Origin of the sequence: Weizmannia sp. FSL W8-0401, from assembly GCF_038009125.1 — a bacterium.
GTDB lineage: Bacteria > Bacillota > Bacilli > Bacillales > Bacillaceae_C > Weizmannia > Weizmannia coagulans.
This window is the reverse complement of the sequence record NZ_JBBPAG010000001.1, coordinates 2,051,526-2,077,441: the sequence shown is the minus strand read 5'-3', so window position 1 is coordinate 2,077,441 and position 25,916 is coordinate 2,051,526. Positions and strand designations below refer to the sequence as shown.

At 46.3% G+C, this 25,916-nt stretch carries 27 protein-coding genes and 2 other annotated features; of the genes, 19 read left to right on the top strand and 8 right to left on the bottom strand.

Features of this window, described 5'->3' with window-relative positions; all coding sequences use genetic code 11:
• Positions 1-58 precede the first annotated feature (58 nt).
• The 4 genes from NSU00_RS10175 to rplT all read left to right on the top strand — a co-directional run bounded on the left by NSU00_RS10175 (position 59) and on the right by rplT (position 3,027).
• Complete coding sequence (locus tag NSU00_RS10175) at positions 59-1,312, top strand: MFS transporter (protein WP_340703636.1); 1,254 nt, start codon at positions 59-61, stop codon at positions 1,310-1,312.
• A gap of 397 nt (positions 1,313-1,709) precedes the next feature.
• Positions 1,710-1,825, top strand: a sequence feature (ribosomal protein L20 leader region).
• A 72-nt stretch (positions 1,826-1,897) separates the two neighbouring features.
• Positions 1,898-2,419, top strand: a complete 522-nt coding sequence (infC, locus tag NSU00_RS10170) for a translation initiation factor IF-3 (protein ID WP_162096694.1) — start codon at positions 1,898-1,900, stop codon at positions 2,417-2,419.
• Positions 2,420-2,442: 23 nt separating this feature from the next.
• The gene (rpmI, locus tag NSU00_RS10165; protein WP_013859898.1) at positions 2,443-2,640 is read left to right on the top strand and encodes a 50S ribosomal protein L35; all 198 of its coding nucleotides are present in this window, start codon (positions 2,443-2,445) and stop codon (positions 2,638-2,640) included.
• A gap of 33 nt (positions 2,641-2,673) precedes the next feature.
• Positions 2,674-3,027 carry a 50S ribosomal protein L20 gene (gene rplT / locus NSU00_RS10160; protein WP_013859897.1) on the top strand — a complete coding sequence of 118 codons (354 nt, stop codon included), beginning with the start codon at positions 2,674-2,676 and terminating at the stop codon, positions 3,025-3,027.
• 145 nt (positions 3,028-3,172) lie between these two features.
• On the opposite strand, the gene NSU00_RS10155 is transcribed toward rplT, so the two are convergent.
• On the bottom strand, positions 3,173-3,313 hold the full coding sequence (locus NSU00_RS10155; protein ID WP_003352379.1) for a ribbon-helix-helix protein, CopG family: 141 nt from the start codon (positions 3,311-3,313) through the stop codon (positions 3,173-3,175).
• Between the two features lie 87 nt (positions 3,314-3,400).
• Between NSU00_RS10155 and NSU00_RS10150 the strand changes: the two genes are divergently transcribed.
• The 3 genes from NSU00_RS10150 to NSU00_RS10140 all read left to right on the top strand — a co-directional run bounded on the left by NSU00_RS10150 (position 3,401) and on the right by NSU00_RS10140 (position 5,862).
• Complete coding sequence (locus NSU00_RS10150) at positions 3,401-4,519, top strand: RNA-guided endonuclease TnpB family protein (protein ID WP_071452103.1); 1,119 nt, start codon at positions 3,401-3,403, stop codon at positions 4,517-4,519.
• Positions 4,520-4,757: 238 nt separating this feature from the next.
• Positions 4,758-5,225 (top strand): dUTP diphosphatase, encoded by a 468-nt coding sequence (dut, locus tag NSU00_RS10145; protein ID WP_258921338.1) that lies wholly within the window; start codon positions 4,758-4,760, stop codon positions 5,223-5,225.
• A gap of 118 nt (positions 5,226-5,343) precedes the next feature.
• The gene (locus NSU00_RS10140; protein ID WP_340703635.1) at positions 5,344-5,862 is read left to right on the top strand and encodes a VOC family protein; all 519 of its coding nucleotides are present in this window, start codon (positions 5,344-5,346) and stop codon (positions 5,860-5,862) included.
• A gap of 346 nt (positions 5,863-6,208) precedes the next feature.
• On the opposite strand, the gene NSU00_RS10135 is transcribed toward NSU00_RS10140, so the two are convergent.
• The 3 genes from NSU00_RS10135 to queC form a co-directional block, all read right to left on the bottom strand.
• The gene (locus tag NSU00_RS10135; RefSeq protein ID WP_013859893.1) at positions 6,209-6,763 is read right to left on the bottom strand and encodes an NADPH-dependent FMN reductase; all 555 of its coding nucleotides are present in this window, start codon (positions 6,761-6,763) and stop codon (positions 6,209-6,211) included.
• 459 nt (positions 6,764-7,222) lie between these two features.
• Positions 7,223-8,155 (bottom strand): ketopantoate reductase family protein, encoded by a 933-nt coding sequence (locus NSU00_RS10130; RefSeq protein ID WP_029142480.1) that lies wholly within the window; start codon positions 8,153-8,155, stop codon positions 7,223-7,225.
• Between the two features lie 47 nt (positions 8,156-8,202).
• The gene (gene queC, locus NSU00_RS10125; protein ID WP_371729383.1) at positions 8,203-8,898 is read right to left on the bottom strand and encodes a 7-cyano-7-deazaguanine synthase QueC; all 696 of its coding nucleotides are present in this window, start codon (positions 8,896-8,898) and stop codon (positions 8,203-8,205) included.
• Positions 8,899-9,152: 254 nt separating this feature from the next.
• Between queC and NSU00_RS10120 the strand changes: the two genes are divergently transcribed.
• The 3 genes from NSU00_RS10120 (at position 9,153) to NSU00_RS10110 (ending at position 10,499) form a co-directional block, all read left to right on the top strand.
• Positions 9,153-9,350 (top strand): hypothetical protein, encoded by a 198-nt coding sequence (locus NSU00_RS10120; protein ID WP_019720761.1) that lies wholly within the window; start codon positions 9,153-9,155, stop codon positions 9,348-9,350.
• 125 nt (positions 9,351-9,475) lie between these two features.
• Positions 9,476-9,811 carry a PadR family transcriptional regulator gene (locus tag NSU00_RS10115; protein ID WP_003353767.1) on the top strand — a complete coding sequence of 112 codons (336 nt, stop codon included), beginning with the start codon at positions 9,476-9,478 and terminating at the stop codon, positions 9,809-9,811.
• Positions 9,804-10,499: a DUF1129 family protein gene (locus NSU00_RS10110; protein ID WP_328191955.1), complete on the top strand. Its 696-nt coding sequence runs from the start codon at positions 9,804-9,806 to the stop codon at positions 10,497-10,499. The genes NSU00_RS10115 and NSU00_RS10110 overlap by 8 nt, the downstream gene beginning before the upstream one ends.
• A gap of 2 nt (positions 10,500-10,501) precedes the next feature.
• On the opposite strand, the gene NSU00_RS10105 is transcribed toward NSU00_RS10110, so the two are convergent.
• Positions 10,502-10,759 carry a hypothetical protein gene (locus tag NSU00_RS10105; protein WP_340703634.1) on the bottom strand — a complete coding sequence of 86 codons (258 nt, stop codon included), beginning with the start codon at positions 10,757-10,759 and terminating at the stop codon, positions 10,502-10,504.
• Between the two features lie 160 nt (positions 10,760-10,919).
• On the opposite strand from NSU00_RS10105, the gene NSU00_RS10100 reads away from it, so the two are divergent.
• Entirely contained in the window at positions 10,920-11,291 is a 372-nt protein-coding gene (locus NSU00_RS10100; protein ID WP_017553840.1) for a hypothetical protein, read from the top strand.
• Between the two features lie 128 nt (positions 11,292-11,419).
• Positions 11,420-12,073, top strand: a complete 654-nt coding sequence (locus NSU00_RS10095) for a hypothetical protein (RefSeq protein WP_019720764.1) — start codon at positions 11,420-11,422, stop codon at positions 12,071-12,073.
• A 26-nt stretch (positions 12,074-12,099) separates the two neighbouring features.
• Here the strand turns inward: NSU00_RS10095 and sspI are convergent, their stop codons facing one another.
• Positions 12,100-12,312, bottom strand: a complete 213-nt coding sequence (gene sspI / locus NSU00_RS10090) for a small acid-soluble spore protein SspI (protein ID WP_017553838.1) — start codon at positions 12,310-12,312, stop codon at positions 12,100-12,102.
• Between the two features lie 103 nt (positions 12,313-12,415).
• Here sspI and NSU00_RS10085 point away from each other — a divergent pair, with 103 nt between their 5' ends.
• The 3 genes from NSU00_RS10085 (at position 12,416) to pheT (ending at position 17,257) form a co-directional block, all read left to right on the top strand.
• Complete coding sequence (locus tag NSU00_RS10085) at positions 12,416-13,171, top strand: TrmH family RNA methyltransferase (RefSeq protein ID WP_029142307.1); 756 nt, start codon at positions 12,416-12,418, stop codon at positions 13,169-13,171.
• A gap of 339 nt (positions 13,172-13,510) precedes the next feature.
• Positions 13,511-13,744, top strand: a binding site (T-box leader).
• A gap of 48 nt (positions 13,745-13,792) precedes the next feature.
• Positions 13,793-14,830, top strand: coding sequence for a phenylalanine--tRNA ligase subunit alpha (gene pheS, locus NSU00_RS10080; protein WP_013859882.1), 1,038 nt, complete (start codon positions 13,793-13,795; stop codon positions 14,828-14,830).
• A gap of 12 nt (positions 14,831-14,842) precedes the next feature.
• Positions 14,843-17,257 carry a phenylalanine--tRNA ligase subunit beta gene (gene pheT / locus NSU00_RS10075; RefSeq protein ID WP_340703633.1) on the top strand — a complete coding sequence of 805 codons (2,415 nt, stop codon included), beginning with the start codon at positions 14,843-14,845 and terminating at the stop codon, positions 17,255-17,257.
• A 630-nt stretch (positions 17,258-17,887) separates the two neighbouring features.
• On the opposite strand, the gene NSU00_RS10070 is transcribed toward pheT, so the two are convergent.
• A complete protein-coding gene (locus NSU00_RS10070) occupies positions 17,888-18,796 on the bottom strand; it encodes an NERD domain-containing protein (RefSeq protein WP_013859880.1) in 909 nt (302 codons plus the stop codon).
• A gap of 765 nt (positions 18,797-19,561) precedes the next feature.
• Entirely contained in the window at positions 19,562-20,497 is a 936-nt protein-coding gene (rnhC, locus tag NSU00_RS10065) for a ribonuclease HIII (protein WP_340703632.1), read from the bottom strand.
• 100 nt (positions 20,498-20,597) lie between these two features.
• Between rnhC and zapA the strand changes: the two genes are divergently transcribed.
• The 4 genes from zapA to NSU00_RS10045 all read left to right on the top strand — a co-directional run bounded on the left by zapA (position 20,598) and on the right by NSU00_RS10045 (position 25,812).
• Positions 20,598-20,888: a cell division protein ZapA gene (gene zapA / locus NSU00_RS10060; protein WP_013859878.1), complete on the top strand. Its 291-nt coding sequence runs from the start codon at positions 20,598-20,600 to the stop codon at positions 20,886-20,888.
• On the top strand, positions 20,875-21,411 hold the full coding sequence (locus NSU00_RS10055) for a CvpA family protein (RefSeq protein ID WP_019720771.1): 537 nt from the start codon (positions 20,875-20,877) through the stop codon (positions 21,409-21,411). The genes zapA and NSU00_RS10055 overlap by 14 nt, the downstream gene beginning before the upstream one ends.
• Positions 21,412-21,657: 246 nt before the next feature.
• On the top strand, positions 21,658-23,376 hold the full coding sequence (polX, locus tag NSU00_RS10050) for a DNA polymerase/3'-5' exonuclease PolX (RefSeq protein WP_340703631.1): 1,719 nt from the start codon (positions 21,658-21,660) through the stop codon (positions 23,374-23,376).
• 75 nt (positions 23,377-23,451) lie between these two features.
• Positions 23,452-25,812, top strand: coding sequence for an endonuclease MutS2 (locus NSU00_RS10045; RefSeq protein ID WP_340703630.1), 2,361 nt, complete (start codon positions 23,452-23,454; stop codon positions 25,810-25,812).
• Positions 25,813-25,916: the final 104 nt, after the last annotated feature.

Below are 25,916 nucleotides of genomic sequence, written 5' to 3'. Positions count from 1 at the left end.
TTTTTATTATATAATAGAGGAAAAAATGGGTTGGCACAGGGGAAGGGGACGGAGCCCAATGCACTTATTTCGGAATCGTCATTTTAATGCGTTGTTTTTTGGCAGGCTGTTCACCAATATTGGGGATAGTGTTTATTATATTGCCATGATGTGGATGGTTTTAAAATTAGGGGGGAACTCGACGGTCTATACCGGATTTGCCGGATTCTTATTTTCGCTGACAGAGGTGCTGAGCTTATTTTACGGCCCGGTTCTTGACAAAATAAATGCAAAAAAATTGCTGGTTACAGCAAGCGTTTTACAAGCCGGCTTACTGCTTTTTCTTGTTGTTTTAAGCAAGTATGGAATCATGAATGTCTGGCTGCTGTTGCTTTCCATCCCGGTTCTTTCGTTTTTATCGGAACTGACTTACCCGTTAGAGAGCGTATTATTGCCGAAAGCCGTGGAAAAGAAAGATCTCGTCAAGGCCAATTCACTCATGTCCATTGCATATAAGGGTTCGGATTTTTTCTTTAATGGGATTGCCGGGTTTATCCTTGCCGCTTTCTCGATGTCGATGGTGCTCGGTATGAATTCGCTTCTTTTTATACTCTCATCCACTCTGTTTTTGTTTTTAAAAGTACAGGTAAAAAGAAGCAAGCAAACCGGGAGCGTACGGGAAGAATGGCAGGCGTACAAACGGGATTTTAAAGAAGGAATATCGTTTGTCAAACAGCCTTTCATCTTGCAATTATTAATCCCCTTGCTGTTTTTAAACTTTTTTTTCGCAATTGTAATGGTCGTATTGCCTTCTTTCGCCAATACTACGGGCGAAGGCGCTTCATCCTACGGCATCATGACAGCGGCTTTGGGCTTAGGGGCTTTGGCAGGAGCAGCAGGTGCGGATAAAATCAGCCGGATATTTCCATTTGGCAAAATATTGGCTGCAGGCTTTTTGCTCTCCGGGTTGTCCTGGCTTTTTATGATTTTATTGAGCAATGTTTCGATATGGTATGTTTATACGCTTATGTTTATTTCCGAGTTATCTATTGGCGCCATCAATGTTTTGTTTTCTGCCATATTTCAGCAATTGCCTGATGAACAAATGTTAGGGCGGGTCAATACCATCAATGTGAGTTTGCTATCGCTTGCGATGCCGGCAGGATCATTGATCGGCGGCGTGATGGCCAAGATCACTTCCGTCCAGCTTACCATGAGCTTTTTTGGAATAGGGCTGTTTGTCCTGGCACTGTTTTATATGGGAAGCGGAAGAATGAGAAAACTGCCAAAAGTTGTGGAGATTGACCATACGTATGTGAAATTAAGTAGATAAAAAAGGAGATAAATGGAACGCACGGCTATTATCGGAAAATTGGATTGAAACCGGTGGCATGGTTAGGAGGGGAAAATGAAAAATTGATTTACATTTGATCCGATTTCCGTTCATTTTATATAAAATGTCGCTCTCTTGCCTACCGAAAAAAGCATGTAAATAGATGCTCAGGCTTGATGTAAAAACTTTATTTTTAGAAGCTTTTGTTTCAACAAAGACAAGCATTTTCATTAAGCACTTCAGAGAGGAGACCAAAAAAACACTTGCGATTTCTCTGCCGGTTTGATAAAATAACGCATGTTGAGCCAAAAAAGTTAAACAGATTTTTCGGGATTCTTGCAAATTGACATGGATACGGTAAAGTGATACAATAATGGAGTGGAATTGAATATAAGTTTGTGAAAAGAAGGAGCAGCCCGCTTCTCACCTGTTGACGCAATGGTGCAGTTGCCAGGTATCTATTGATGATTGTGACTATAAGCGCGGGTGTGTTCCCTGCGCTTTTTTTTCGTGTACAGTACGTTCAGGGCTTTTTCGCAAGCGATATATTCACACGTTTGTTTGAAATTATCTTGGAGGTGGCTCATTATTAGCAAAGACATGATGGTGAACGAAGGCATTCGTGCCCGCGAAGTCCGTTTAATCGGCCAAAACGGTGAACAGATGGGGGTTAAATCCCGGAACGAAGCATTGGAGATTGCGGCACGTGCCAACCTTGACCTTGTACTTGTTGCGCCAAACGCAAAACCGCCTGTTGCCCGCATCATGGATTACGGAAAATACCGTTTCGAGATGCAGAAAAAAGACAGGGAAGCACGAAAAAAACAAAAAATCATTAACGTAAAAGAGGTTCGTTTGAGCCCGACCATCGAAGAACATGACTTTAATACAAAACTCCGCAATGCCATTAAGTTTTTGGAAAAAGGCGATAAGGTAAAAGCCTCGATCCGCTTTAAAGGCCGCGCCATTACCCATAAAGAAATCGGGCAGCGTGTCCTCGACCGGTTTGCAGAAGCATGTGCCGAAGTCGCCACGGTCGAATCCAAACCGAAAATGGACGGACGGAGCATGTTCTTAGTGCTCACACCAAAAACAGAGAAGAAGTAACGCCAACTTAAGGAGGACTAATCATGCCAAAAATGAAAACTCACCGCGGCTCTGCCAAGCGTTTTAAGAAAACCGGCTCCGGCAGCCTGAAACGTTCCCACGCTTACAGAAGCCATTTGTTCGCAAATAAAGTGACAAAACAAAAACGCCAGCTGCGTAAATCAACGCTTGTATCCGCAAGCGACATGAAACGCATCCGCCAAATGCTCGACAATCTGTAAGAAAACAAAGCTTTCAATTAGGAGGAAAAGATTATGCCACGTGTAAAAGGCGGTACAGTTACCCGCAGACGACGCAAAAAAGTTCTGAAATTAGCCAAAGGTTATTATGGTTCAAAACATACATTATTTAAAGTTGCCAATCAGCAAGTAATGAAATCCTACATGTATGCGTATCGCGACCGTCGCCAGAAAAAACGCGATTTCCGCAAACTGTGGATTACCCGTATTAACGCTGCGGCAAGAATCAACGGCCTTTCCTACAGCCGTTTGATGCACGGTTTGAAACAGGCCGGCATTGAAGTGAACCGCAAAATGCTTGCCGACCTCGCTGTGAACGATGCACAAGCATTTGCCGAACTGGCAAACAAAGCAAAAGCAGCATTATAATCAAAAAAACAGAGCTTCCGGCATGCCGGAGGCTCTGTTTTTTTAACGGCTTTCCGAAAGAAGTCTCCCATCCTTAAGGAATGTGAAGGTGCGAATCGCACCAATGAGTAGGTGGAAGATGAATTTCGGTTGGCTTTAGCCAAAGTTATTTTTCCAATCCTTTTCTCAACAATTCTAAGATTGCGGCTGTTCTAGTTGGAATCCCATTTTCTTTTTGATATTGCTCCAATTTTTCTAATATCGTCTTAGGCATACGAATTTCTACACGTTCTTTCTCTTCTCTCATGATTATCACCTCATATTGATTGTACGGATTTTTTACGATATAATCAATATATACGAAATTTTTCCGCACAAAGTGAGGTGAATGGATATGGCCAAGCAAAACAAAGCTTTCAAGTTTCGTTTGTTACCAAACAAAGAACAATCCGCATTATTAGCTAAGACATTTGGTTGTGTTCGCTTTGTCTACAATAAGATGTTAGCTGAACGCAAAGAAACGTATGAAAAGTTCAAGGATGATAAAGAATTGCTTAAAAAGCAAAAGTTTCCGACCCCTGCAAAATATAAAAGTGAATTTCCATTCCTAAAAGAAGTGGATTCTTTAGCTTTGGCAAATGCACAAATGAACTTACAGACTGCTTATAAGAATTTCTTTGAAGGAAATGCGGATTTTCCAAAGTTCAAAAATCGTAAAGCAAAACAATCCTATACAACTAATATGGTCAACGGAAATATTAAGCTAGAAAATGGTCATATCAAACTGCCAAAAATCAAAAAGCCAATAAAAATGAAACAGCATAGAGAGATACCTGCTGATTATAAAATCAAATCTTGCACTATTTCTAAAACAAAGACAGGCAAATACTACATTTCAATTTTGACAGAATATGAGAAAGATATTCGTCCAGTTAAAATACAGAAAGTTGTTGGTTTGGATTTTGCTATGGATGGTCTATATGTCGAGAGTGAACAGGGTAAGAAAGCCAATTACCCACGTTACTATCGGCAAGCCTTAGATAAATTAGCAAAAGCACAACGAATTCTTTCTCGAAGAAAGAAAGGTTCTGCACGTTGGAACAAGCAACGACTAGTAGTGGCTAAATTACATGAGAAAGTGGCGAACCAACGCATGAATTTTCTTCATCATAAGTCAAAAGAATTAGCTTCTAACTTTGATGCTGTCGTGATTGAGGACTTGAACATGAAAGGGATGTCTCAAGCCCTTCACTTTGGGAAAAGCGTTCATGATAACGGCTGGGGGATGTTCACTACTTTCTTAGCGTATAAGCTAAAAGAACAGGGGAAACAACTTGTGAAAATTGATAAGTGGTTTCCCTCCACTAAGAAGTGTTCTTGTTGTGGTGCAGAAAAACCTGTGAAACTATCTGAACGCACCTACCGTTGTTCGTGCGGTTATGTGGCAGATCGCGACTATAATTCAGCAATCAATATCAAAAATGAAGGTATACGCTTATTAGCGTTATCATAAGTAACAAAACTCTTGGAACAAGAGGGTTAGCTCGGTCAGTTTTCGTTGGCTAGTAAAAGCAACGATAAGTCGAGAAGCCCCCACTTCAATCAAACCGTAAGGTTGATAAGTGGTGGGTAGTTCACCCAAGCATAGTCCCCCTTCTGGTAAAAAATTTCCGGATTCCCCGGAAAAAAAGTAAAAACCTGTTTTAGTTTGATATAATCATGGAAGAACTATACGCAAAGGAGTTATTTCAATGGATGATGTCTTAAAAGTAAAATTATTGCATCCTGACGCACAACTGCCGCAAAGGGCCAATCCCGGAGATGCAGGGCTTGATTTATTTTCCATCGAAGAAAAAACCATTGCGCCGGGGGAAGCGGAACTGATCCGTACCGGCATTGCAATCGAGCTGCCGCGCAGAACAGAGGCGCAGGTCAGGCCGAGAAGCGGGCTCGCTTTAAACCACAGGGTCACAGTTTTAAACAGCCCGGGTACGATTGATGAAGGGTACAGAGGAGAAATTAAAGTCATTTTAATCAACTTTGGAAAGCAACCGTTCACAGTTGAAAAAGGGATGCGAATCGCCCAAATGATTATCGCGCCCGTAATGTCTGTCACCGTCACCGTTACGGAACAGTTAGCAGAATCCGAAAGAGGGGAAGGCGGATTTGGGTCCACAGGATTGGCCGCGTTAGAGGGGATGGACCGCAGCAATTTCTAAACGGCACGGCAGCTAAAATCCGGAAATAGTGGGGCCTGTGAAACAGGCGGATCCATATATACTTCTGAAAATTTCCGTTATAATAAATCGCATGAATGTGATGCTGGAGGGGAAAACGATGGCAAAATTAGACCAAACACACCTGCGCGGTGCGAAAACAGCAGCCCATAAAGTAAACCCTGACATCGCATTTGCCTTAGATGTCGGCATTGCAGGCGATACGCCGGGAATGACCGAAAAAGAATCACTCAGCAAAATGGGCGCAGGGCCGCAAATCATGTTTGAGTTCAAAAACATTGAAACACCTGACAATCATTTTGAGTACTGGAAAACGGGCATTTTCCATTATGCCGTCCAGGACCCAGATGTAGAAGGGCTCATGGAAAAAATAAAGGCGCACGGGGGCAAACAACGGATGCCGGTCCGCGAATATTACCCGGGGAAAAAGCCTTACCGGATGGTCTACTGTGAAGATCCGTTCGGAAACTTAGTGGAAATTTACAGCCACAGTTATGAATTGACATATAACCCGATGGTCAATCAAGTGCTCCCGCGTGAGGAACTGCCGGCCGGTTTGAAAACCTTAAAAGGCCGCCACGTACGCGGGAAAATCATTGTCAGAATGCATGAAGCATGATTCTAAAAGCGCCGCTTCCGGACTTGCATACGTTAAGGTCCTGAGTTTGGCCGGATTTGGTTTATTCCTACTCATCAAAACAGGCAGTGTGGCCACTTGCATGTGATCATACTGTCTGTTTATCATTAGCTGACTTTAAATTGATTCAATTCGGTATCCAGCTTGCCGGCCAGCTCCTGCGTTGTGAACTAATCTCTGTGAAGGCCCGCTGTTCCTGGCCGGAAAAGACATTTCTCCGGATTTTCAGCTGCTTTTAAACGATCAAGGAATGGCACAGGGGCGAAAAACAGCGGGAACCCTTTGGCGAAAGGGCATCCCGCTGTTTTTCAGCTTCCGATATGGAACATCAGCCTTTGTACTTTTTAATCAAATCAACAAATGCATCTGTAAAAGATTGCAGGAACTGGACTGTGCCTTCATTTACAATCTTGCCGCTTTCATCAAACAGTGCAGCCACATTGCTGATATAAGCTTCAGGCTGCTGGAGGATCGGCATGTTCAAACAAACAAGCGACTGGCGCAAATGATGATTGGCGCCAAACCCGCTCAAGTTTCCAGGGGATTGGCTGATGATTGCCGCCGGTTTTCCATTCCATACACTTTGGCCGTACGGGCGGGAACCAACATCGAGGGCATTTTTTAAGACAGCCGGGACGGAACGGTTATATTCCGGTGTGACAAACAGCACCGCATCGAGCCATTTTACTGTATTCCGGAATGCCGTATACTCGGCCGGAACCTGGTTATGGTCATCAAAATCCTGATTGTATAAAGGGAGATTTCCAATCTCGATAAATTCTGTTTCATATCCTTCAGGAAAAAGGTTAGCTACATTTTCCGCAAGTTTTCTTGAAAAAGATGCTTTCCGCAAAGAACCAAGCAAAATTCCAACTTTTGTCATTTTATCGACCTGCTTCCATTTATATTTTATGTTAGATAATGATAAGTAAACCGCACCAGAAAGTCAAAATTTCCGCTTGCTATGTTGCTGTGCCCTAAGCCGGCTGGTGGTTTCCTGATTTCTGGTGACAGCAAAAGCAATCGAAGGCCAATCTGACATTTCCCGATTACAGTATTGACCATTCTTCTTCATGATAATCAAAACGAAAATCTTTCTTTATACAGCGCGTATCTGCATAAAAGATTACCTATTGGCTTTGCTGGATTGGAATACATGAGAACAACAAGCATTAACGAAGAAAAAGGTGGATTCTGGACTGGAGAGGGAAACATCAATCGAAGATATTTACGTTTTGTTCTGCCATCAGACCGTCTTCCTGGTCTTCACTGCAAACAACAGGAAGCGTATCCCATACCAAAAAGGGAGCTTTCCGGAAAGCTCCCTTTTTGGTATTCTGCTTCAATGCACTGGGGCGTAAGTGCTTTCGATTTCCCGGATGCGCCGGTTCAGTTCCTCGTTAACCGGAACTTGAACGCCATATTTTTTGCCGAGTTTGATGACGGTTCCGGAAAACAGGCCGACTTCGCTGTACCGTTTTGCCTCCACATCCTGCGCCATTGACGGCTTGCCGGCAGGGCTCAGGTTTCCGACCACTTTCAGCCAGTAACGGAGATCTTCTTCCGTAAGCGGAAACCCTTCTTTTTCGGACAATGCCATTACTTCCCGCATGGCGGCAATCATCATCTCGCGCGCAGGGCCGTCTTTTTGGATTTCGCCGTAATTGCTTTTGTAAACGGCGACGGTCTGGTTGACGCCGACATTGAGCATGAACTTGCCCCAAAGCCTTTTCATCATTTGGGTATCGGCTTTGTATGGCAAATCCGTTTGCTCAAAGAAACGGGCCACTTTTTTCATTTTGTCCGAAAATATGCCCGGCTCTTTTTCCCCGAAGCAAAGCATGCCCATATGCGCATATGTCAGCCGGTTTCCGGTTTTGACGGCATCCATCCCCTGGGCGACACAGTATAACATTTTGTCCATTCCATATGTACGGCCAATGATTTCTTCACTTGAGATCCCATTCAGGGCAGACAAAATCACTGTATCCGGCCCGACATGCTGTTTAACTGCTTCAACTGCCTCATCCAGTCCGTTGAATTTGACCGTAAATAGCACCAAATCCGAAGGCTCCACTGTTTCTTCTGGTGTGGCATAGTGAAAGCGGCATTTTTCGCCGTTACAGTAAACGCCTTCCCGCTCATACCGTTCAATGCGCTTTTGGTCGGCGATGATCCGCAAGTTTTCCGCCGGCATTTTTTTCGATAAATGATGCCCGAATAAAATCCCGAGCGCGCCGAGCCCAATGATCGATACGGTTTTGATTTCAGCCATTCCCCCGCCTCCTTTTTTGTTATTTTACCACAATTCCAAAGAAACTGTCATTCAGGCTGCCCGTTCCGGATGGCCAGGTATTGTTCTAGCCCTCTTTTTCGCAATTTGCACGCCGGACATTCCCCGCAGCCGTCAGCGATGATGCCATTATAGCAGGTCAGCGTCTTTTCACGGACAAAATCAAATGCCCCGAGTTCATCCGCGAGCGCCCATGTTTCTGCTTTGTTGCGCCACATCAGCGGCGTATGAATGACAAACTGCTGGTCCATTGAAAGGTTCAAGGTGACGTTTAAAGATTTGACGAAGATATCGCGGCAGTCCGGGTAACCGCTGAAGTCCGTTTCGCACACACCGGTTACGATATGCCTTGCGCCGATCTGGCTGGCAAGCACCCCGGCAAAAGAGAGAAACAGCAAATTCCGCCCGGGCACAAACGTATTCGGAAGCTCCCCGTCAGCCCCTGCTTTCACGGTCATGTCTTCCCTCGTCAGCGCGTTCGGGGCGAGCTGGTTCAACAGTTGCATATCAAGAATATGCTGTTTTACCCCGAGCTCTTCCGCTATATTTTTTGCACATGCTATTTCAAGACGATGGCGCTGCCCGTAATCGAACGTAACGGCTTCCACTTCCTGAAACTTTTGCTTTGCCCAGAAAAGGCAGGTGGTGCTGTCCTGGCCGCCGCTGAAAACAACGACTGCTTTTTCTTTTTTCATTGATAATCGTCCTTTCACGCAAAACAGCACCGAAAAAGGATGCTGTTTTCTTAGTTTTTTAGAGAGGGTTTCCTAAAAACCTCTGCCATAAATGAGGGGTTCTTCCCAATTGATTATACCATGGAACAGGCGCCATCTTTTAAAACATCCGTGCTAATCCCAAAACACGTCTTTTCACATAAATGCCATAAACAGCCGGCTTTGCTATGATCCAGATCACAGTTTTCGCCCGGACCATTTTTTAAGATCATCATAGTGATTATCTTTATTTGGGAGGGACGGCTATGAAACGATATGTGCAATTATTTTTCATGTTTGCGGTGACGGTGCTCATTGTAATGGGCATCCAGAAAGGGCTGAGCACACTGGATGTGTTAAACCTTGAAAACTTTTGGGCAAATTATGTGGTATTTTTAATTTTGGCCTATATGATTCTGTCCTTTTTCCTTCATTATTTTTCCAAGCGAAAAAAGCAATCATAACATTTCTCCAGCGGTTTGCCTGCCGCTGGATTTTTTTATTGTTTTTTGCTATTTTGCATTGCAAAGTAGTTCGTTTTTTGATAAACTAACTTGCATAACAAAGTAGTTGAAATGGGGGTGGAGGGATGTCCATTCGAAGCCAGTTACTGAAAGGCATTTTAGACGGCTGTGTGCTGGCTGTGATTGAAAAAGAACCGGTTTATGGCTACATTCTTTCAAAAAAACTTCAGCAAATAGGCCTCCAGGAAATTAGCGAGGGGACGCTTTACCCGGTTCTGTTGCGCCTGCAAAAGAACGGCTGGATCCATGGAGAGATGCGACCATCCGATTCCGGGCCAAGCCGCAAGTATTATGAATTAACGGAGAAAGGAAAATCCGCGTTAGATGAGATTACAACAGAGTGGCAGCAAATCGCAGCCCCTGTTCAACTTTTATTGAAAGGAAGAAGTGAGGATGCTTAGTGTAAAACAGTTGATTGAGGAAAACAACCGTAAACGGCAGAAACTGGCACCTGAGAACAAAAAATTTTACAACGATCTGCTTGACTACCTTCGCCTGCAAACCGTTTTGTCCGAGCAGCAAACAGAAGAAGTGCTGATGGAACTGCTTGACCATCTGCTCGAAGGCCAAAAAGAAAACAAGACAGCTGCGCAAATGTTCGGCGGTGACCCGAAAGCATTTGCCGACGAAATCATCAGGCAGCTGCCGAAAGAAAACAAACGCAATATGGTTTCTTTTACAATCAGGATAATGATCTTGCTTTTGGGGATAGATTTGGTCATTAATGGCATTACTGCTTTTGTTGTTGAACGGTTCTTTTCCAGACCTTTGCTGCCGTTTTATCCTGTACCCGCGGCCCTGAACTTTTTCATTGCCGGGCTATACGTGATCTTTGCCATTTGGTATATCTTTCGTATCTTGAGAAAGAGTTTGTTTAAGGAAAAGACAAAAAAGGTGCAAATCCTAACTTTTTTGAAAATATATGCCGTAATCTTTGTTTTTCTGGGCGGCGTTATTTTGCTGGATAAATTCATGCCAAAAATCGGCCCGTCCTTTTCTTATCCGTGGTGGTTGCCGCTCGTTTTAGGTGTGGTGAGTTTAGGGGTTTACTATAGCTGGGAGAAAGCAGCAAAGTCCCGGGGGATATAGTTCTAGCGTGCAATAAATCTGTTGTTCAAAAGCCCGTGTGCGGTTTCGCCACGGGTTTTGCATGCGCCAGCTATGCTGCACGCAATTGCAAAAAAAACAGCGGGGATCGTGAAAGGTTCTTCATCAGATTGATGAAAGACAAAACGGGCAACCAGTATTCTCGAACTGTCCCCCATTGAATTGATGAAGGACAAAAAAAACAAGGTTGCAACAGTGAACTGTCCTTCATTGGGTTGATGAAGGACAAAAAGGGCCTTCAAATTTCCCTCCGGGGTCAATTGATGATCTCATACACGTGCTCCTTTCTGTATACAATTGTATACGAATTGTCGAGAAAAAATTGATAACAAACAGAAATGATAGATAGTAGGAAAAGCAATCTTTGTGATATACTATTTGAAAAAGGAAGGAGGTAAAATGATGGATGAGATTTTGCAGCAAATTCTTCATGAATTGAGAGATTTAAAAAGTGATGTGTCCGGTTTAAAGAGCGATGTTTCCAGTTTGAAGAGTGATGTGTCCGGTTTAAAGAGCGATGTTTCCAGTTTAAAGAGTGATGTTTCCAGCTTAAAAGCAGGGCAGGAACGCATTGAAACGAAAGTAGACAACCTTGCTTTGGAACTGCGAAGCAATTTTAAATTCACAAACGATAAACTGGAAGAACATAAAAGCATTTTTACAGTTGTTTCAAATGAAATCAAAGGCATTAAGGGCGATATTGAGTTTCTTAGCGGGAAATCCGGCAAGCATGACACAGAAATTAACCATATTATGAATATGTTAAGAGGTTAATGTACATGCACCCAACCCGGGGGCTTTTTGTTTCTACAAGTAGGGCTTGCTGAACGAATCAAATTTGGCTTGTATCTGACCAAATTTGATTCGTTCAGCAAGCCCTAAATAGAGCACGGGGGGATGTAGTGAAAAAATTAACCGAAGAAAAATTTTTGCTCATTTTAAATGCTGATGCGAGAAGCCGGTTGCTGACATTTTCCGATCTGCGGAAATTTTTATGCGCATTGTTTGTTTATTCTTTGGTGATGATCGGAGTCGCATACAAAGTTGTAAATGGCGGAAATATCGGATGGGAAAACTTGTCTCCTTTTTGGCAACGGGTATTTCGCCTTGAAATCCTGTTGTTTATCGTGCATGTACTTTCAATCCTTTTATCTATTCCGAGCCGTCCTTTCAGCTGGAGGTTCTCAAGTATTGCCGCCGTTATTTTTATGTACAAGGCTGCGTTTGACGCATTTGTTGCATTTATGATGTTAGCAAAAGACAAGCATATTGATGATGTTTACGTCTGGACGGCGCTGTACAGTATAGCGGCTTGTGTGCTTTTTCATCTTTTCTTTCTTTATTTTTGGATCAGAAAAAGGATCCATCTGCAGGAGATCGGCAATCTAGAGGTAAAAACGTACAACAAGGAAATAAGCGCTTCTATTATCGGATTTTTTGTCGTTTTGTCTTCCATTCAATTAAACAAAGTGCCGATCGGTTACGGCCGGCATAAAAGGAATCTAGCATCCTTCATTGCAACTGTAAACGGGTTGGAAAAGCCGGTGCACATATAAAAGGAGCGGCTCTTTCCGCTCCCTTGTTACACCTGGCCCAGCCCCTGCTCGAGCGTTTCCAGCATCATTTTTTGTTCCTGTGTATCCGCATGGTTCCAAATGATTTCAAAGAGGACGCCGAGCCCCGGGAGCATTTTTTCTTCGCCCCTTTGAATGGCATCGACAATCGTATCTTTTAACTGATCCTGCGTGTCATCTTTTACATTGTGAATGACTGCTTTCCGCAAGTCCAAATCCATTTCGGTTCAGCTCCTTTGATCGTTTCACTGCTAGCATTTCACATGGCCACTATTTTTATGTATACTATTCCAAGGAAAACTTAACGAAAAGGGAGCAAACACGTTGAAATACATACAATCCTTGCAAAATCCGCAAGTAAAGCATTGGAAAAAACTCGCCGCGAAAAAAGAACGCGAAAAAACATTTACTTATTTGCTGGAAGGGTTCCATCTTGTCGAAGAAGCGCTGAAAGAGGAAGTGGTGGCAGAAATCATCGTTGAAGAAGGCGTAGACCTGCCAAACCGCTGGAATACGGAAGGGGTGCCGGTGATAACTGTCACGCATGAAATCAGCAAAACGCTTGCCGATACAGAAACGACGCAAGGCATTTTTGCCGTGTGCCGGATGAAAAAACAGCCGTCCAAAATCATCGGCAGGCGTTATCTTTTAATTGATGCCGTGCAGGATCCTGGCAATACCGGCACGATGATCCGGACGGCGGACGCAGCCGGGTTTGATGCCGTTATTTTCGGCAAGGGCACGGCGGATCCGTACAGCCCGAAAGTGTTGCGTGCGGCACAAGGAAGCCATCTCCACGTCGGGCTTTTAAAAGGCGATTTAAACATGTGGATTGAAAAACTGAACGAAGCGGCAGTGCCGGTTTACGGAACAGCGCTTGAAAACGGCGTAACTTTTCGCGATGTAAATCCGGGCGATGCCTTTGCGATCCTTGTCGGCAATGAAGGAAGCGGCGTACACCCCGGCTTGCTTGCGCAAACGGAACAAAACCTGTCCATCCCGATTTTCGGCAAAAGTGAGTCGCTGAATGTTGCGGTGGCAGCCGGCATTTTAATGTATGACTTTGCAATGCGGGCGTAACCTTTGGCGGAAATAATGGATGCCACCTTTGCTGCCCCGTGTTTGAGGCAGAAAAGCAGGCCTTATCCATGCGGTGAACGCGGCACCAGAAGAAGATGAAAAACAGCCGGCACCATTTTTCAGGATAGGCGCCAAAAGGCAATCGAGGCAGACGATTTTTCATGAGGGCGGCTGCGTTGTTTGGCCAGGATAAACAGGGACAACCGCGTGGTCAAAGCGTCCATTTATTGCGGAAAACGGGAAATATTCCGTGCCAAAACGGCCGGGCCCATGCCTATTTTCACTTTCCGTTTGAAATTGCGGGCATTTCCCGCTATAATAAAAAATAACTGAAAAATGATAAAAACCATGACAGGGAAAAGTAGCTTGATCTTCGCCATGCAGGGAGAAAATGCCGCAGACTGGAAGCATTTTTATGGGGAAATGAAGCGAAGTTCACCCCTCGAGTTGCCGCTTGGACCATTGCTTGCAATGTAAAGGCGGGACGGTTAAAAGCCGTTATTGAAATGAAGCGAACATAATTTAGTTATGTTAACTAGGGTGGTACCGCGAACCATTAGCCTCGTCCCTTTTCCAGGGCGGGGCTTTTTTAACGCCCAAAACCTAAAGGAGGTACAAAAAATGGAAGAAACGTTGAAAGCACTGCAAACCGAAGCGCTTGCCAAAATTGAAGCGGCTGCTGATTTAAAAACGCTGAACGGGATCCGTGTCGCCTATCTCGGCAAAAAAGGCCCGATTACGGAAGTTTTGCGCGGCATGGGGAAGCTGCCAGCGGAAGAACGACCGAAAATGGGCGCGCTCGCCAATGAAGTGCGTGCCGCCATTCAAGCAGGTATTGAAAAGAAACAGGCGGCATTGGAAGCAGAAGCCGTCGAGAGGCAACTGGCATCTGAAAAAATTGATGTCACGCTGCCGGGCCGCCCGGTAAAAGCAGGCAGCCACCATCCGCTTACAAAAGTCATTGAGGAAATCGAAGACTTGTTTATCGGGATGGGCTATACCATTGCCGAGGGGCCGGAAGTGGAAACCGATTACTACAATTTTGAAGCGCTGAACCTGCCGAAAGGGCACCCGGCACGCGATATGCAGGATACCTTTTACATAACCGATGAAATGCTGCTTAGGACCCATACTTCACCGAACCAAGCGCGGACAATGGAAAAGCATCACGGCAAAGGGCCGGTCAAAATCATCTGCCCGGGGAAAGTGTACCGCCGCGACAATGATGATGCGACACATTCCCACCAGTTTATGCAAATTGAAGGGCTGGTTGTTGACGAAAACATCACGATGGCCGATTTAAAAGGGACGTTGGAAGTATTTGCGAAAAAATTATTCGGCGAAGATCGCGAAATCCGGCTGCGCCCGAGCTTTTTCCCGTTCACCGAACCGAGTGTTGAAATGGATATTTCATGCAAGATGTGCGGCGGGCACGGTTGCCATGTATGCAAAGGCACCGGCTGGATTGAAATTTTGGGCGCCGGCATGGTCCACCCGCGCGTATTACGGATGTCCGGCTTTGATCCGGAAAAATATACCGGTTTTGCATTCGGCATGGGGCCGGAGCGGATTGCGATGCTGAAATACGGCGTTGATGACATCCGCCACTTTTATACAAATGACATTCGTTTTTTACGGCAGTTTTCCGTACAAGAATAAGGAGGGTCAAACATGTTTGTTTCATATAAATGGCTGCAGGAATATGTGGATTTGGACGGCATTTCGCCGGAAGAATTGGCTGAAAAAATTACGCGGACCGGCATTGAAGTCGAAAGCGTGGCATTTAAGGGGGAAGGCATTAAAAATGTCGTTGTCGGGCATGTATTGGAAAAAGAAAAGCATCCGAACGCCGATAAATTAAACAAATGCCTGGTCGATATCGGGGAAGGCGAGCCTGTCCAGATTATTTGCGGCGCGCCAAACGTCGATAAAGGGCAGAAAGTTGCTGTTGCCAAACCGGGCGCCTGGCTGCCGGGGCATGTGAAAATCAAACGTTCGAAACTGCGCGGCGAGGAGTCGAACGGGATGATCTGCTCGCTGCAGGAACTCGGTGTTGAAAGCAAGCTCGTCCCAAAAGAGTACGCAAACGGCATTTATGTGTTCCCGGATGATGTGGAAGCGGGGCAGGATGTGCTACCGCTTTTAGGATTGGATGACACCATTATCGAACTGGGCCTCACCCCGAACCGGGCGGACTGCATGAGCATGCTCGGCGTTGCCTACGAAGTGGCGGCGATACTCGGGAAAGATGTGAAATTGCCGGAAACAAAAGTGCAGGAAGCAGCCGATAAAGCTGCTGATGCCATTTCGGTCCGTGTCGATGCAAAAGAAGCGGCGCCGCTTTACACATTAAAAGTCATCCGCAATGTGAAAATCGGCCCGTCCCCGCTCTGGATGCAGGCACGGCTCATGGCAGAAGGAATCCGCCCGCACAACAATGTGGTCGACATTACGAACTATATTTTGCTCGAATACGGCCAGCCGCTGCATGCGTTTGACTATGACAAGCTCGGTTCCAAAGAAATTGTCGTCCGCATGGCGCATGAAGGGGAAAAGATGGTGACGCTCGATGGCCAGGAGCGCACGTTAAAAGACGTCCATCTTGTCATTACGAGTGGCACTGAACCTGTCGCAATGGCCGGTGTCATGGGCGGCGCCAATTCAGAAGTAACCGAAACGACGGCAAACGTGCTTTTGGAATCCGCCTATTTTGATGCCGGAACGATCCGCGCGGCTTCAAAAGACCACAGCCTGCGCAGCGAGGCAAGCAGCCGCTATGAAAAAGGGGTTGATCCGAACCGCGTCCTGCCTGCATCAGAACGGGCCGCCATGCTGATCAGCAAATATGCGGGCGGGGAAGTGCTCGCCGGGACGGTTGCCGAAAACCATTTGCATATTGAGCCGGCTGTTGTCACCATTACGCTAGAAAAAATCAACCGTGTGCTTGGAACGCAAATTTCAGCGGAAGAAGTGCTCCGTATTTTCAAACGCCTCCGGTTTGAAGCATCATGGGAAGACGGCCGTTTTACCGTTATTGTGCCGACCCGCCGCGGCGATATTACGATTGAGGAAGATCTGATTGAAGAAGTGGCGCGCCTGTACGGCTATGACCTGCTGCCAAAGACATTGCCGGCGGGCAGGGGAACGCGGGGCGGCTTGAACGCCATCCAGCAAAAACGCCGCGCCACGAAACGTTTCCTTGAAGGAGCGGGGCTGTACCAGGCAATTACGTATTCTTTAACAAGCGAAGAAAAAGCACACCAGTATGCGCTTGAAAAACGCGAACCGGTCCGCGTCGCCATGCCGATGAGCGAAGAACGCAGTGTGCTGCGCTTAAGCCTTTTGCCGCATCTTTTGGAATCTGTCGCGTATAATGTCGCGCGTAAAAACGAGTCGGTTGCCCTGTATGAAGTTGGCAATGTCTTTTTGAAAAAGGCAGACGGAGCGCAGCCGGAAGAACAGGAACACCTCGCCGGCGCTATCACCGGGCTTTGGGTTGCCAACTTGTGGCAAGGAGAAAAGAAAGCAGTAGATTTCTTTGTGGCAAAAGGGATTTTGGAAGGCCTGTTTGAAAAACTCGGGGTCTCAGGCGCTGTTTCCTACCACGCGGCCGCATTTAACGGGCTGCATCCGGGAAGGACAGCGGAAATTTTGCTGGACGGGGAAGCGATCGGTTTCGTCGGCCAGGTGCATCCAAACGTACAAAAAGAACTCGATATCAAAGAAACATACGTGTTCGAACTGAAACTGGAGCCGGTATACGATTACCCGGCCGAACCGGTTCAATACCGGCCGATCCCGCGCTTCCCGGCTATCACCCGCGATATTGCGCTTGTTGTCGACCGCGATGTGGAAGCAGCCCGGCTGCAGGCAATCATTCAGGAGGCCGGCGGAACCCTTTTGAAATCTGTTTCGATTTTTGATTTATACGAAGGCGAGCATATGGAACCCGGCAAAAAATCAATTGCCTTCTCACTTACTTACTTCGATCCAGAACGCACATTAACAGATGAAGAAGTCGTCGCCCAGCATGAGAAAGTACTTGCCGCCGTAAAAGAAAAAGCAGGCGCGGTACTACGGGGCTAATCCCAAGAAAAAAGAAGAGGCTTAAAGGCCTCTTCTTTTTTAGTGCAAAAATCAAAGCGCTGTCTATGTGAAGGAAGCGCGGAAAATTGAGGGTCTTTCTTCACATAGTAGAGCCCGTCTATGTTAAGAAAGCGCGCAAAAATGAAGATCTTTCTTAACATAGAGGGCGTCTACGTTAAGGAAGTACGGAAAAACGAAGGCCTTTCTTAACATAGAGCCCGTCTAAGTTGAGGAAGCGTGGAAAAATGAAGGCCTTTCTTAACATAGAGCCCGTCTACGTTAAGGAAACACGGAAAAACGAAGGTCTTTCTTAACATAGAGCGCGTCTAAGTTAAGGAAGCGTAGAAAAATGAAGGCCTTTCTTAACATAGAGCCCGTCTAAGTTGAGGAAGCTTGGAAAAACGAAGGTCTTTCTTAACATAGAGCCCGTCTAAGTTAAGAAAGCACGGAAAAACAAAGCGCTTCCTTAACATAGAGCGTTTCTACGTTAAGGAAGCAAGCCAAAACGAAGGTCTTTCTTAATATAGGCCATGTCTATTACATTAAGATCCACCATAAACCAACGGGCTCTTTTTTTAACCATTGTTCTTTAAAATTATGCATGCATCCCTATTCCTGTAATCAAAGGTGTCAACAATAATAAGCCCAACGTCCTTTTCCCACGGTTTTAAAATGATCTTCCAGCACCTTTCGAATGCTGCTGTTAGACTCGATAATTTTACACCATTCTTTCATCATGGCTGTCGTCATCTTTTGTTCCGGAAACAAAAGCCGAAACTCTTGGATGGTTCGAAATATAGCGGAATAAATGTCTTCCTCTTGGCCGCAATTCCTGCATACAATATGCCTTCCCTCAGCGTTACATGCAAATGCCCCGCATGCCGTGCATATGATACCTTTTCGCAACTGTTCAAATTTATATGTCGGTAGTTTTGTATAGGGCGTTTTTTCCATATGCAACGACAGCAATTTATCCGCAAGTTTTTTGTGTTTGCCACTCAACTTTGACGGGAGTGTATTTAATTCTTTAAAGAACCGGTTGAGTTGGGTTGGAAACAGAATGGGTAAATTTAAAGGGGCTTGATACAATGTGAATTCTGGATGAATAAATACAACGAAGGCCGTAACGGAAAGGCTTAATCCGAGTGAATGAATTAGTTGACGGAAAAGGGATTCACACCGTTGCAATTGAATAAGGGGATTGCTGACTTCGGATTTGTTTTTTCGATAATAAATTCTATCTCTATCTAAATAAAAATCTCCTTCATGATTTTTCACTTCAAATAAGAAGGCCGTTTCGTCGGTGATAACCAATGCATCAATTTGAAATGTTGTATTGGTTACCGAGAGACGTAAATCATTTAACACGAGGCAATCACATTTCAGCTTTTCCGTATACTTGTCAAATTGGCGTTCCCCTTCAAAGCCTTTCTCAAGGTTCAGATAGTATTGCCTGTCTTTTTCTTCAAGTTCTATCCGTCTGTTTAAGAATCTTAAAGTAAGCAACTCTGTTGATTCTTTGCGGGCTTTATAAAGCATAGTTCACATCCTTTCTAAAAATTCAAACTACAACTCTATTATAATTCATTTTTTACAAGTTTCAAGGGTTTTTCTAACAACTTGAGCAAATGATCAGGTGTATTTTAATTTTACAGTTTTCTGAATTTCGATTCCTCTCTCTACTAAAAAATTCCCGTAAATAGTCCCGATAACTTGAGGAGCACCTATCCTGAAAATATGCGCTTGCTCATTTTTATTCTTCCACTAGTGCCAGTTAGAAGCGGGCACGGGCAAATATTAAGAAAAAATCAGCGTGCCTTCCCATAGAGCGTGTCTACGTTAAGGAAGCGCGGACCCTCCTTCACATAGAGGTCGTCTACGTTAAGGAAGTAAGCAAAAACGAGGGTCTTTCTTCACGTAGAGCCCGTCTATGTGAAGGAAGCACGGAAAAACGAAGGCCTTTCTTAACATAGAGCCCATCTAAGTTAAGGAAGCTTGGAAAAACGAAGGTCTTTCTTAACATAGAGGGCGTCTACGTTAAGGAAGCGCGGAAAAACGAAGGTCTTTCTTCACGTAGAGGTCGTCTACGTGAAGGAAGCAAGCAAAAACGAGGGTCTTTCTTCACATAGAACGCGTCTATGTGAAGAAAGCACGGAAAATTGAGGGTCTTCCTTCCCATAGCCCCCGCCTACGCTAAGTTACGCAGAAAAATGCATCCGTTTTCTTCGCTTAACGTCCCTCCTCGTTCGCCTTTCCTTCAAAATTTATCGCCTATCGTCACCCCATGGCTTTTCCCACCATCCTTTATTTCACGCCCGCGATCCGCTTCGCTTTTTCCGTATTGGCGAAATGCAGTTTGACAAAATGCGGCAGCGCGGCCATGCCTTTTTCCTTGATGAGCCGCGCGGCAGCCTGGTCCACCTGTGCGCCGGCGCCCTTTGGCAAAACAAAGCCGGCTTTTTTGCTTAATTTTTCTAACTCCCGGACAAAAGCATAGCGTGCGAGAATGGAAGCGGCTGCAACCGCAAGATGGACGCTTTCCCCTTTTGTGCTGAAATAGACGCCGTCGCGCATGACGATTTTTTCGTTTTGCAAATACCGGTAATACGTGGATGCTTCCGCGAACTGATCAATTAAAATTGCATCCGGTTTTGCCGGCGCAATTTTTTGGGCGGTATTGTACAAAGCCCGGTTATGGAGCAATGCTTTTATTTTTCCTTGCGACATGCCCGATTGTTGGAGCCGGTTGTATTTTTCGTTCGGCAAAATGAGCAGGCTGTACGGAATAAAGGTGAGAAGCTCTTTCGCTATTCCGGCAATCTGGCTGTCTGTTAATCCTTTTGAATCTTTTACGCCCAGTTCTTTTAAAAGCGGGAGCTGCCCCTTTTCGACGTAACAGCTGACAACCGTAATCGGCCCGAAAAAGTCGCCTGTCCCGACTTCATCTGACCCAATGACGGAAAGCTGCCCGATATTAGGAGGCAGCGGGTTGCCGGAAGATTTTGCGCGCCGGGCGGCATCCGGCTTTTTTTCCGGCGGCTGTCCCCATTTTGACGCTTCCGTTTCTGCGGTCGGCCCTTGAAATAAAACTTTTCCGGACTTATAGCCGGTAATGGAGCAGCCCGGTATTTTTGCGGCAAAAACGGCGCCGGGCGGAACTTTCCCCGTCAGGCTGTTCTGGTAAGATTGTTTCATTTTTTGCATGGTTGAAGCAGAAACGAGAATGACAGTGTTTTGCATTTTGATTCCTCCGGCAGTTTCAGGATCTCCGTGAATTTGTTCGACATTGTTAGACAAAGGCTTTTCCGCCATGCTATGATAGAGAATAGGATTCTTACAAATGGGGAGGCAGGCAACATTGGAAAAAACCCGAATTACAGTTGGCATATACGGACAGCAATATACCATAATCGGAACGGATCCGGCAAGCCATATTCGCCTGGTTGCCTCGATGGTTGATGAAAGAATGCGGGAAATCAGCGCGAAGAATCCTTCATTAGATACCGGCAAAGTGGCTGTGCTGACAGCCGTAAATGCTGTCCATGATTATATAAAGCTGAAAGAGCAATATGAGCTGCTTGAACAGCACTATTTACAATTGCTGAAAAAGGATGAAGATGAAAATGGTTAATATGGCCATCATCATTTTGCTTGTGCTTGGATTCCTGAACGGGAAGCGGAAAGGATTTATATTGCAGGCTGTCCATATTACAGGGTTTGTAATTGCCTCCGCAGTTGCGTACATATTGTATGATGACCTGGCGGAAAAATTGAAGCTGATGATTCCGTATCCTTCTTTTAACAGCGACAGCTCATTTGCCCTTCTGATGCACGAAGGCAATATGGAAACGGCCTTTTACCGGATTATTGCGTTTGCCATCCTTTTCTTTGCTGTCAGGATTATTCTGAATATTGTCGGGTCATCCCTTACTTTTTTGGCCCAGCTCCCGGTCCTCAAACAAGTCAATGGATGGGCGGGCGGCATCCTCGGGTTTGCCGAGCTGTACCTGATCCTTTTTATCGTTTTATATATCGGATCTTTGCTGCCGGTGGATGAGATCCAGTCCGCGCTCAAGGGATCCGCAGTCGCAGAAGGCATGATTAAAAATACACCTTATATTTCAGCTCTTGTGGCGTCATGGTGGGTGAAATAGAAACCCGGCCGTCACGTTTACCATTTGCAAAACGGGTTGGAAACGGGTTTTTCAAAACAGCACTTCTCGCGGCGGGGGAGTGTTTCTTTATGGACGGGGCCGGGATGCCGGGTTCGGATCCAAGCACTCCCCATGCTTCCAGGAAAAAAGGCGCGGCCATTGGAAGGGCGCTTTTTAATCACCGTGGCGGGTAAACGGTAAAAACCCGATCCTTCACTTAATAAGTTAAAAAAAGGGGGCAGGCGAATGCGGACGAATAAACGCAGTGTCATCCGGCTGCTGGAACAAATTGCGGTGTACTTGGAATTGAAAGGGGAAAACCATTTTAAAATCGCGGCTTACCGCAGGGCTGCATCCGCATTGGAAGCGGATGGGCGCGACTTGTCGGAAATCAGCCGTTTTACGGATATCCCGAATATCGGGAAAACAACCGCTTCCGTCATCGAAGAGTTCGTGGAAACAGGGCGGTCCACCCTGCTTGAACAATTAAAAGACGAAGTCCCAAAAGGGCTGGTTCCGCTCATGGAGATACAGGGCCTCGGTGCCAGAAAAATATCAAGGCTTTACAGGGAGCTCGGCATTACAGATGCGGATTCTTTACGAAAGGCTTGTGAAGAAGGAAAAGTTGAAAGGTTAAAAGGGTTTGGAAAAACGACGCAGTCCAATATTTTGCACGCGCTTGACCAGCTTTCAGGGAAACCGGCCTATACCATCGGCCGGCTGCTGCCGGTTCTTCTGCTGATCGAAGAAACGCTGTCCGGAAACAGGAAAATAGAAACCTATTCGCGCGCTGGCAGCATCCGCCGGTTTGAAGAAAGAATAGAAGAGCTCGATTATGTCATCTCCACATTCGATCCAAAATCGGTTGCGGAGGACATTCTTCAAATGAACGAAGTCGTGGAAGCTGTTTCGATCCGGAGTTTAAAAGTGACGGCTAAATTAAAAGGGGAAGCCGGCTTGCGGATCAACTTCCGGATCGCAAAGCCTGACCTGTATGCGTTGACGCTTTTTCTTTCAACAGGGCCGGAGCCGCATCTGGAAAAAATGCAGCAGATTGCCGGCCTTCATGGCGAACGGCTGACAAAATCCGGCGTCAAAATCCTGAAGACGGGCGAATTGCTCCGTTTTCCGAGCGAGGCTTCGTTCTATCATCATTATGGGCTGCCTTACATCCCCCCGGAAATCCGCGCTGACGGCAGCGAAGTGGAAACCTACAAGGGGACGCCTTTTGTCCAGCTTGATGATATAAAGGGCGACCTGCACATGCACACTGTCTGGTCGGACGGGAAAGATTCGCTTGAAGACATGGTCAATGCATGCAGAAAAAGAGGGTACGAATATATCGCGATCACGGACCATTCCAAATATTTAAAAGTGGCCGGCGGGCTTTCACGTGAACGTATGATCAGGCAAATGAATGAAATCCGCCGGTTAAATGAGAAATATCCGGATATCCTGATTTTATCCGGCATTGAGATGGACATTTTGCCGGATGGGACTTTGGATTTTGATGATGATGTGCTGTCAGGCCTAGATTTCGTCATTGCTTCCATCCATTCGGGTTTTGGGAACAGCCGCGCGCAGATCATGAAACGGCTGCACAGCGCTTTATTCAACCCGCATGTGGACATGATTGCCCATCCGACCGGAAGATTAATCGGCAAAAGGCAGGGGTACGATGTTGATTTGGACCTGCTCTTCCAATGGGCAAAAGAAACCGGCACGATCCTTGAATTAAGCGGCGATCCCGCCCGATTGGACCTGTCCGCGGCCCGTGCACGAGAAGCGCAGGCGGCCGGTGTGAAAATCGCGATTAACACCGATGCACACGCAACCGCGGAACTGGGCAATATCGCTTTCGGTGTCGGGACCGCGAGAAAAGGCTGGATTGAAAGGAAAAATGTGGTCAATACGTATACGAAAGAACAACTCCTTGATTTTTTAAAACAGAAACATCAGCACTGACCCATTCCCGTTCTGCAATGAAAAGAGGGCAGTTTTCCGAAACGCTGGAATCCGGAATGCATGGAGGACGAATAGATGCAACATAAAATCATCAAAACACTCGAGTTTGATAAAATTAAAAATCTGCTGCTTGCGCACGCTTCTTCACCGCTTGGGGCCGAAAAAATTGAAGCCCTTTTCCCCTCCTCTTCCTACGAAGAAGTGGTCCGGATGCAGGAAGAGACGGATGAAGCGGCACAAGTACTGCGTTTAAAAGGGCATGTGCCGCTTTCAGGCATTTATGACATCCGCCGCCACCTGAAAAGAGCGGCGATCGGCGGCAGGCTGAACCCGCAGGAACTGGTGCAGATTGCGAGCACCATCCATGTCAGCCGGACGATGAAACGGTTTATTGAAGGAATCGCGGAAGAAGAAACAGCACTGCCGATCTTAACCTTAACAAGTATGGCGGACAGAATTGCGGTCCTTACTCCGCTTGAACATGACATCCGGAATGCGGTGGATGAAAACGGGGAAATACTGGACACTGCAAGCGAAACGCTGCGCCAAATCCGCCACGGGCTGCGCGGCACGGAACGGCGCATCCGTGAAAAACTGGAAGGCTATATTCGCGGCAAAAATGCGGCGAAAATGCTGTCGGATGCGATTATTACGATCCGGAATGATCGCTATTGTATCCCGGTAAAACAGGAATACCGGGCAAATTACGGGGGAATCGTCCATGACCAGTCTTCTTCCGGGCAGACTTTGTTCATTGAGCCGCAATCGGTCGTGGACTTGAATAACCAGCTGCGTGAATGGCATTTAAAAGAACAGCAGGAGATTGAAAGGATTTTAAGCGAATTGTCCGCCGCAGTGGCAGCAGCCGGCGGGGAGCTTAACACTATCGTCGAAATTCTCGCCGATTTTGACTTTATGTTTGCCAAAGCTTTATACGGCCGGTCCATTAAAGGTTCGAAACCGGTGATCAACAACCACGGCGCCATCCGTATGTTCAAAGCGCGCCATCCGCTGCTTCCGGCTGATAAAGTGGTGCCGAATGATATTACGCTCGGGCAGGATTATACGACAATTGTAATAACCGGCCCGAATACAGGCGGAAAAACGATTACGCTGAAGACAATCGGGCTGTGCACGCTCATGGCGCAGGCCGGGCTGCAAATTCCCGCCTTGGACGGTTCGGAAATGGCTGTTTTTAAAGAAGTATTTGCCGATATCGGTGATGAACAGTCGATTGAGCAAAGCCTTAGCACCTTCTCCTCCCATATGACAAATATCGTTGAAATCCTGAAACGGGTCGACGATCAGTCGCTCGTCCTGTTTGATGAGCTCGGCGCCGGCACCGACCCGCAGGAAGGGGCTGCCCTTGCGATTTCAATTTTGGACGAAGTGTACAAAAGGGGGGCCCGCGTTGTCGCCACCACCCACTACCCGGAACTGAAGGCATACGCCTACAACCGCGAAGGTGTCGTCAATGCAAGCGTCGAGTTTGATGTGGAAACATTAAGCCCGACATACCGGCTTTTAATCGGCGTTCCCGGCCGGAGCAATGCGTTTGAAATCTCAAGGCGCCTCGGGCTCTCCCCGTCCGTCATTGCACACGCCCAATCATTAATCGGCGCGGACACGAACGAGGTCGAAAATATGATTGCCGCGCTCGAATCGGCGAGGCGCGAGGCGGAAAAAGAACGGCAGGAAGCGCAGAAACTGTTGAAGGATGCCGAGAGGCTGCACCATGATTTGCAAAAACAAATGAGACAGTTTTATGCCCGCCGCGATGAGCTGTATGGAAAAGCGGAGAAAAAAGCAGCAAAAGTGGTGGAAGAGGCAAAGGAAAAAGCGGAAGAGATTATCCGTGATTTGCGGAAAATGCAGCTTGAATCCAAAGCCAATGTGAAAGAACATGAACTGATTGATGCAAGAAAACAGTTGGAGGAACTGGCGCCGAAACTGGACCGCAAACCGGCGGCAAAGGCAAAGAAACAGCATGTCTACCAGCCGGGCGACGAAGTCAAAGTGCTCAGTTTCAACCAGAAAGGCACGCTGCTTGAACAAACGGCAGGCGGCGAGTGGCTCGTGCAAATGGGCATTTTGAAAATGAAAGTAAAAGAATCCGACATGGAATATATCCGGCCGCCGCAACAAAAACAGCCGGAGAAGCACCTGGCAACGGTCAGGGGGCGCGATTCCCATGTCAGCCTGGAACTCGACTTGCGCGGGGAGCGTTATGAAGATGCGCTCTTAAAAGTTGAAAAATATATTGATGATGCGCTTTTAGCCGGGTATCCGCGCGTTTCGATCATCCACGGGAAAGGAACAGGGGCGCTCCGGAACGGGGTACAGGAATTTTTGAAACATCACCGCGCCGTAAAACGCATCCGCCTTGGGGAACCGGGCGAAGGCGGCAGCGGCGTCACGATTGTAGAATTCAAGTAATCTTCAAGGGCAAGGGGGAGGGCCTTTTGTTTCTCGAAAAGCTGGCAAAGGTTTTGCTTGTTTGCTGTGCTGTTTTTGCATTGCTTGGCGTCATTTATTTGTTT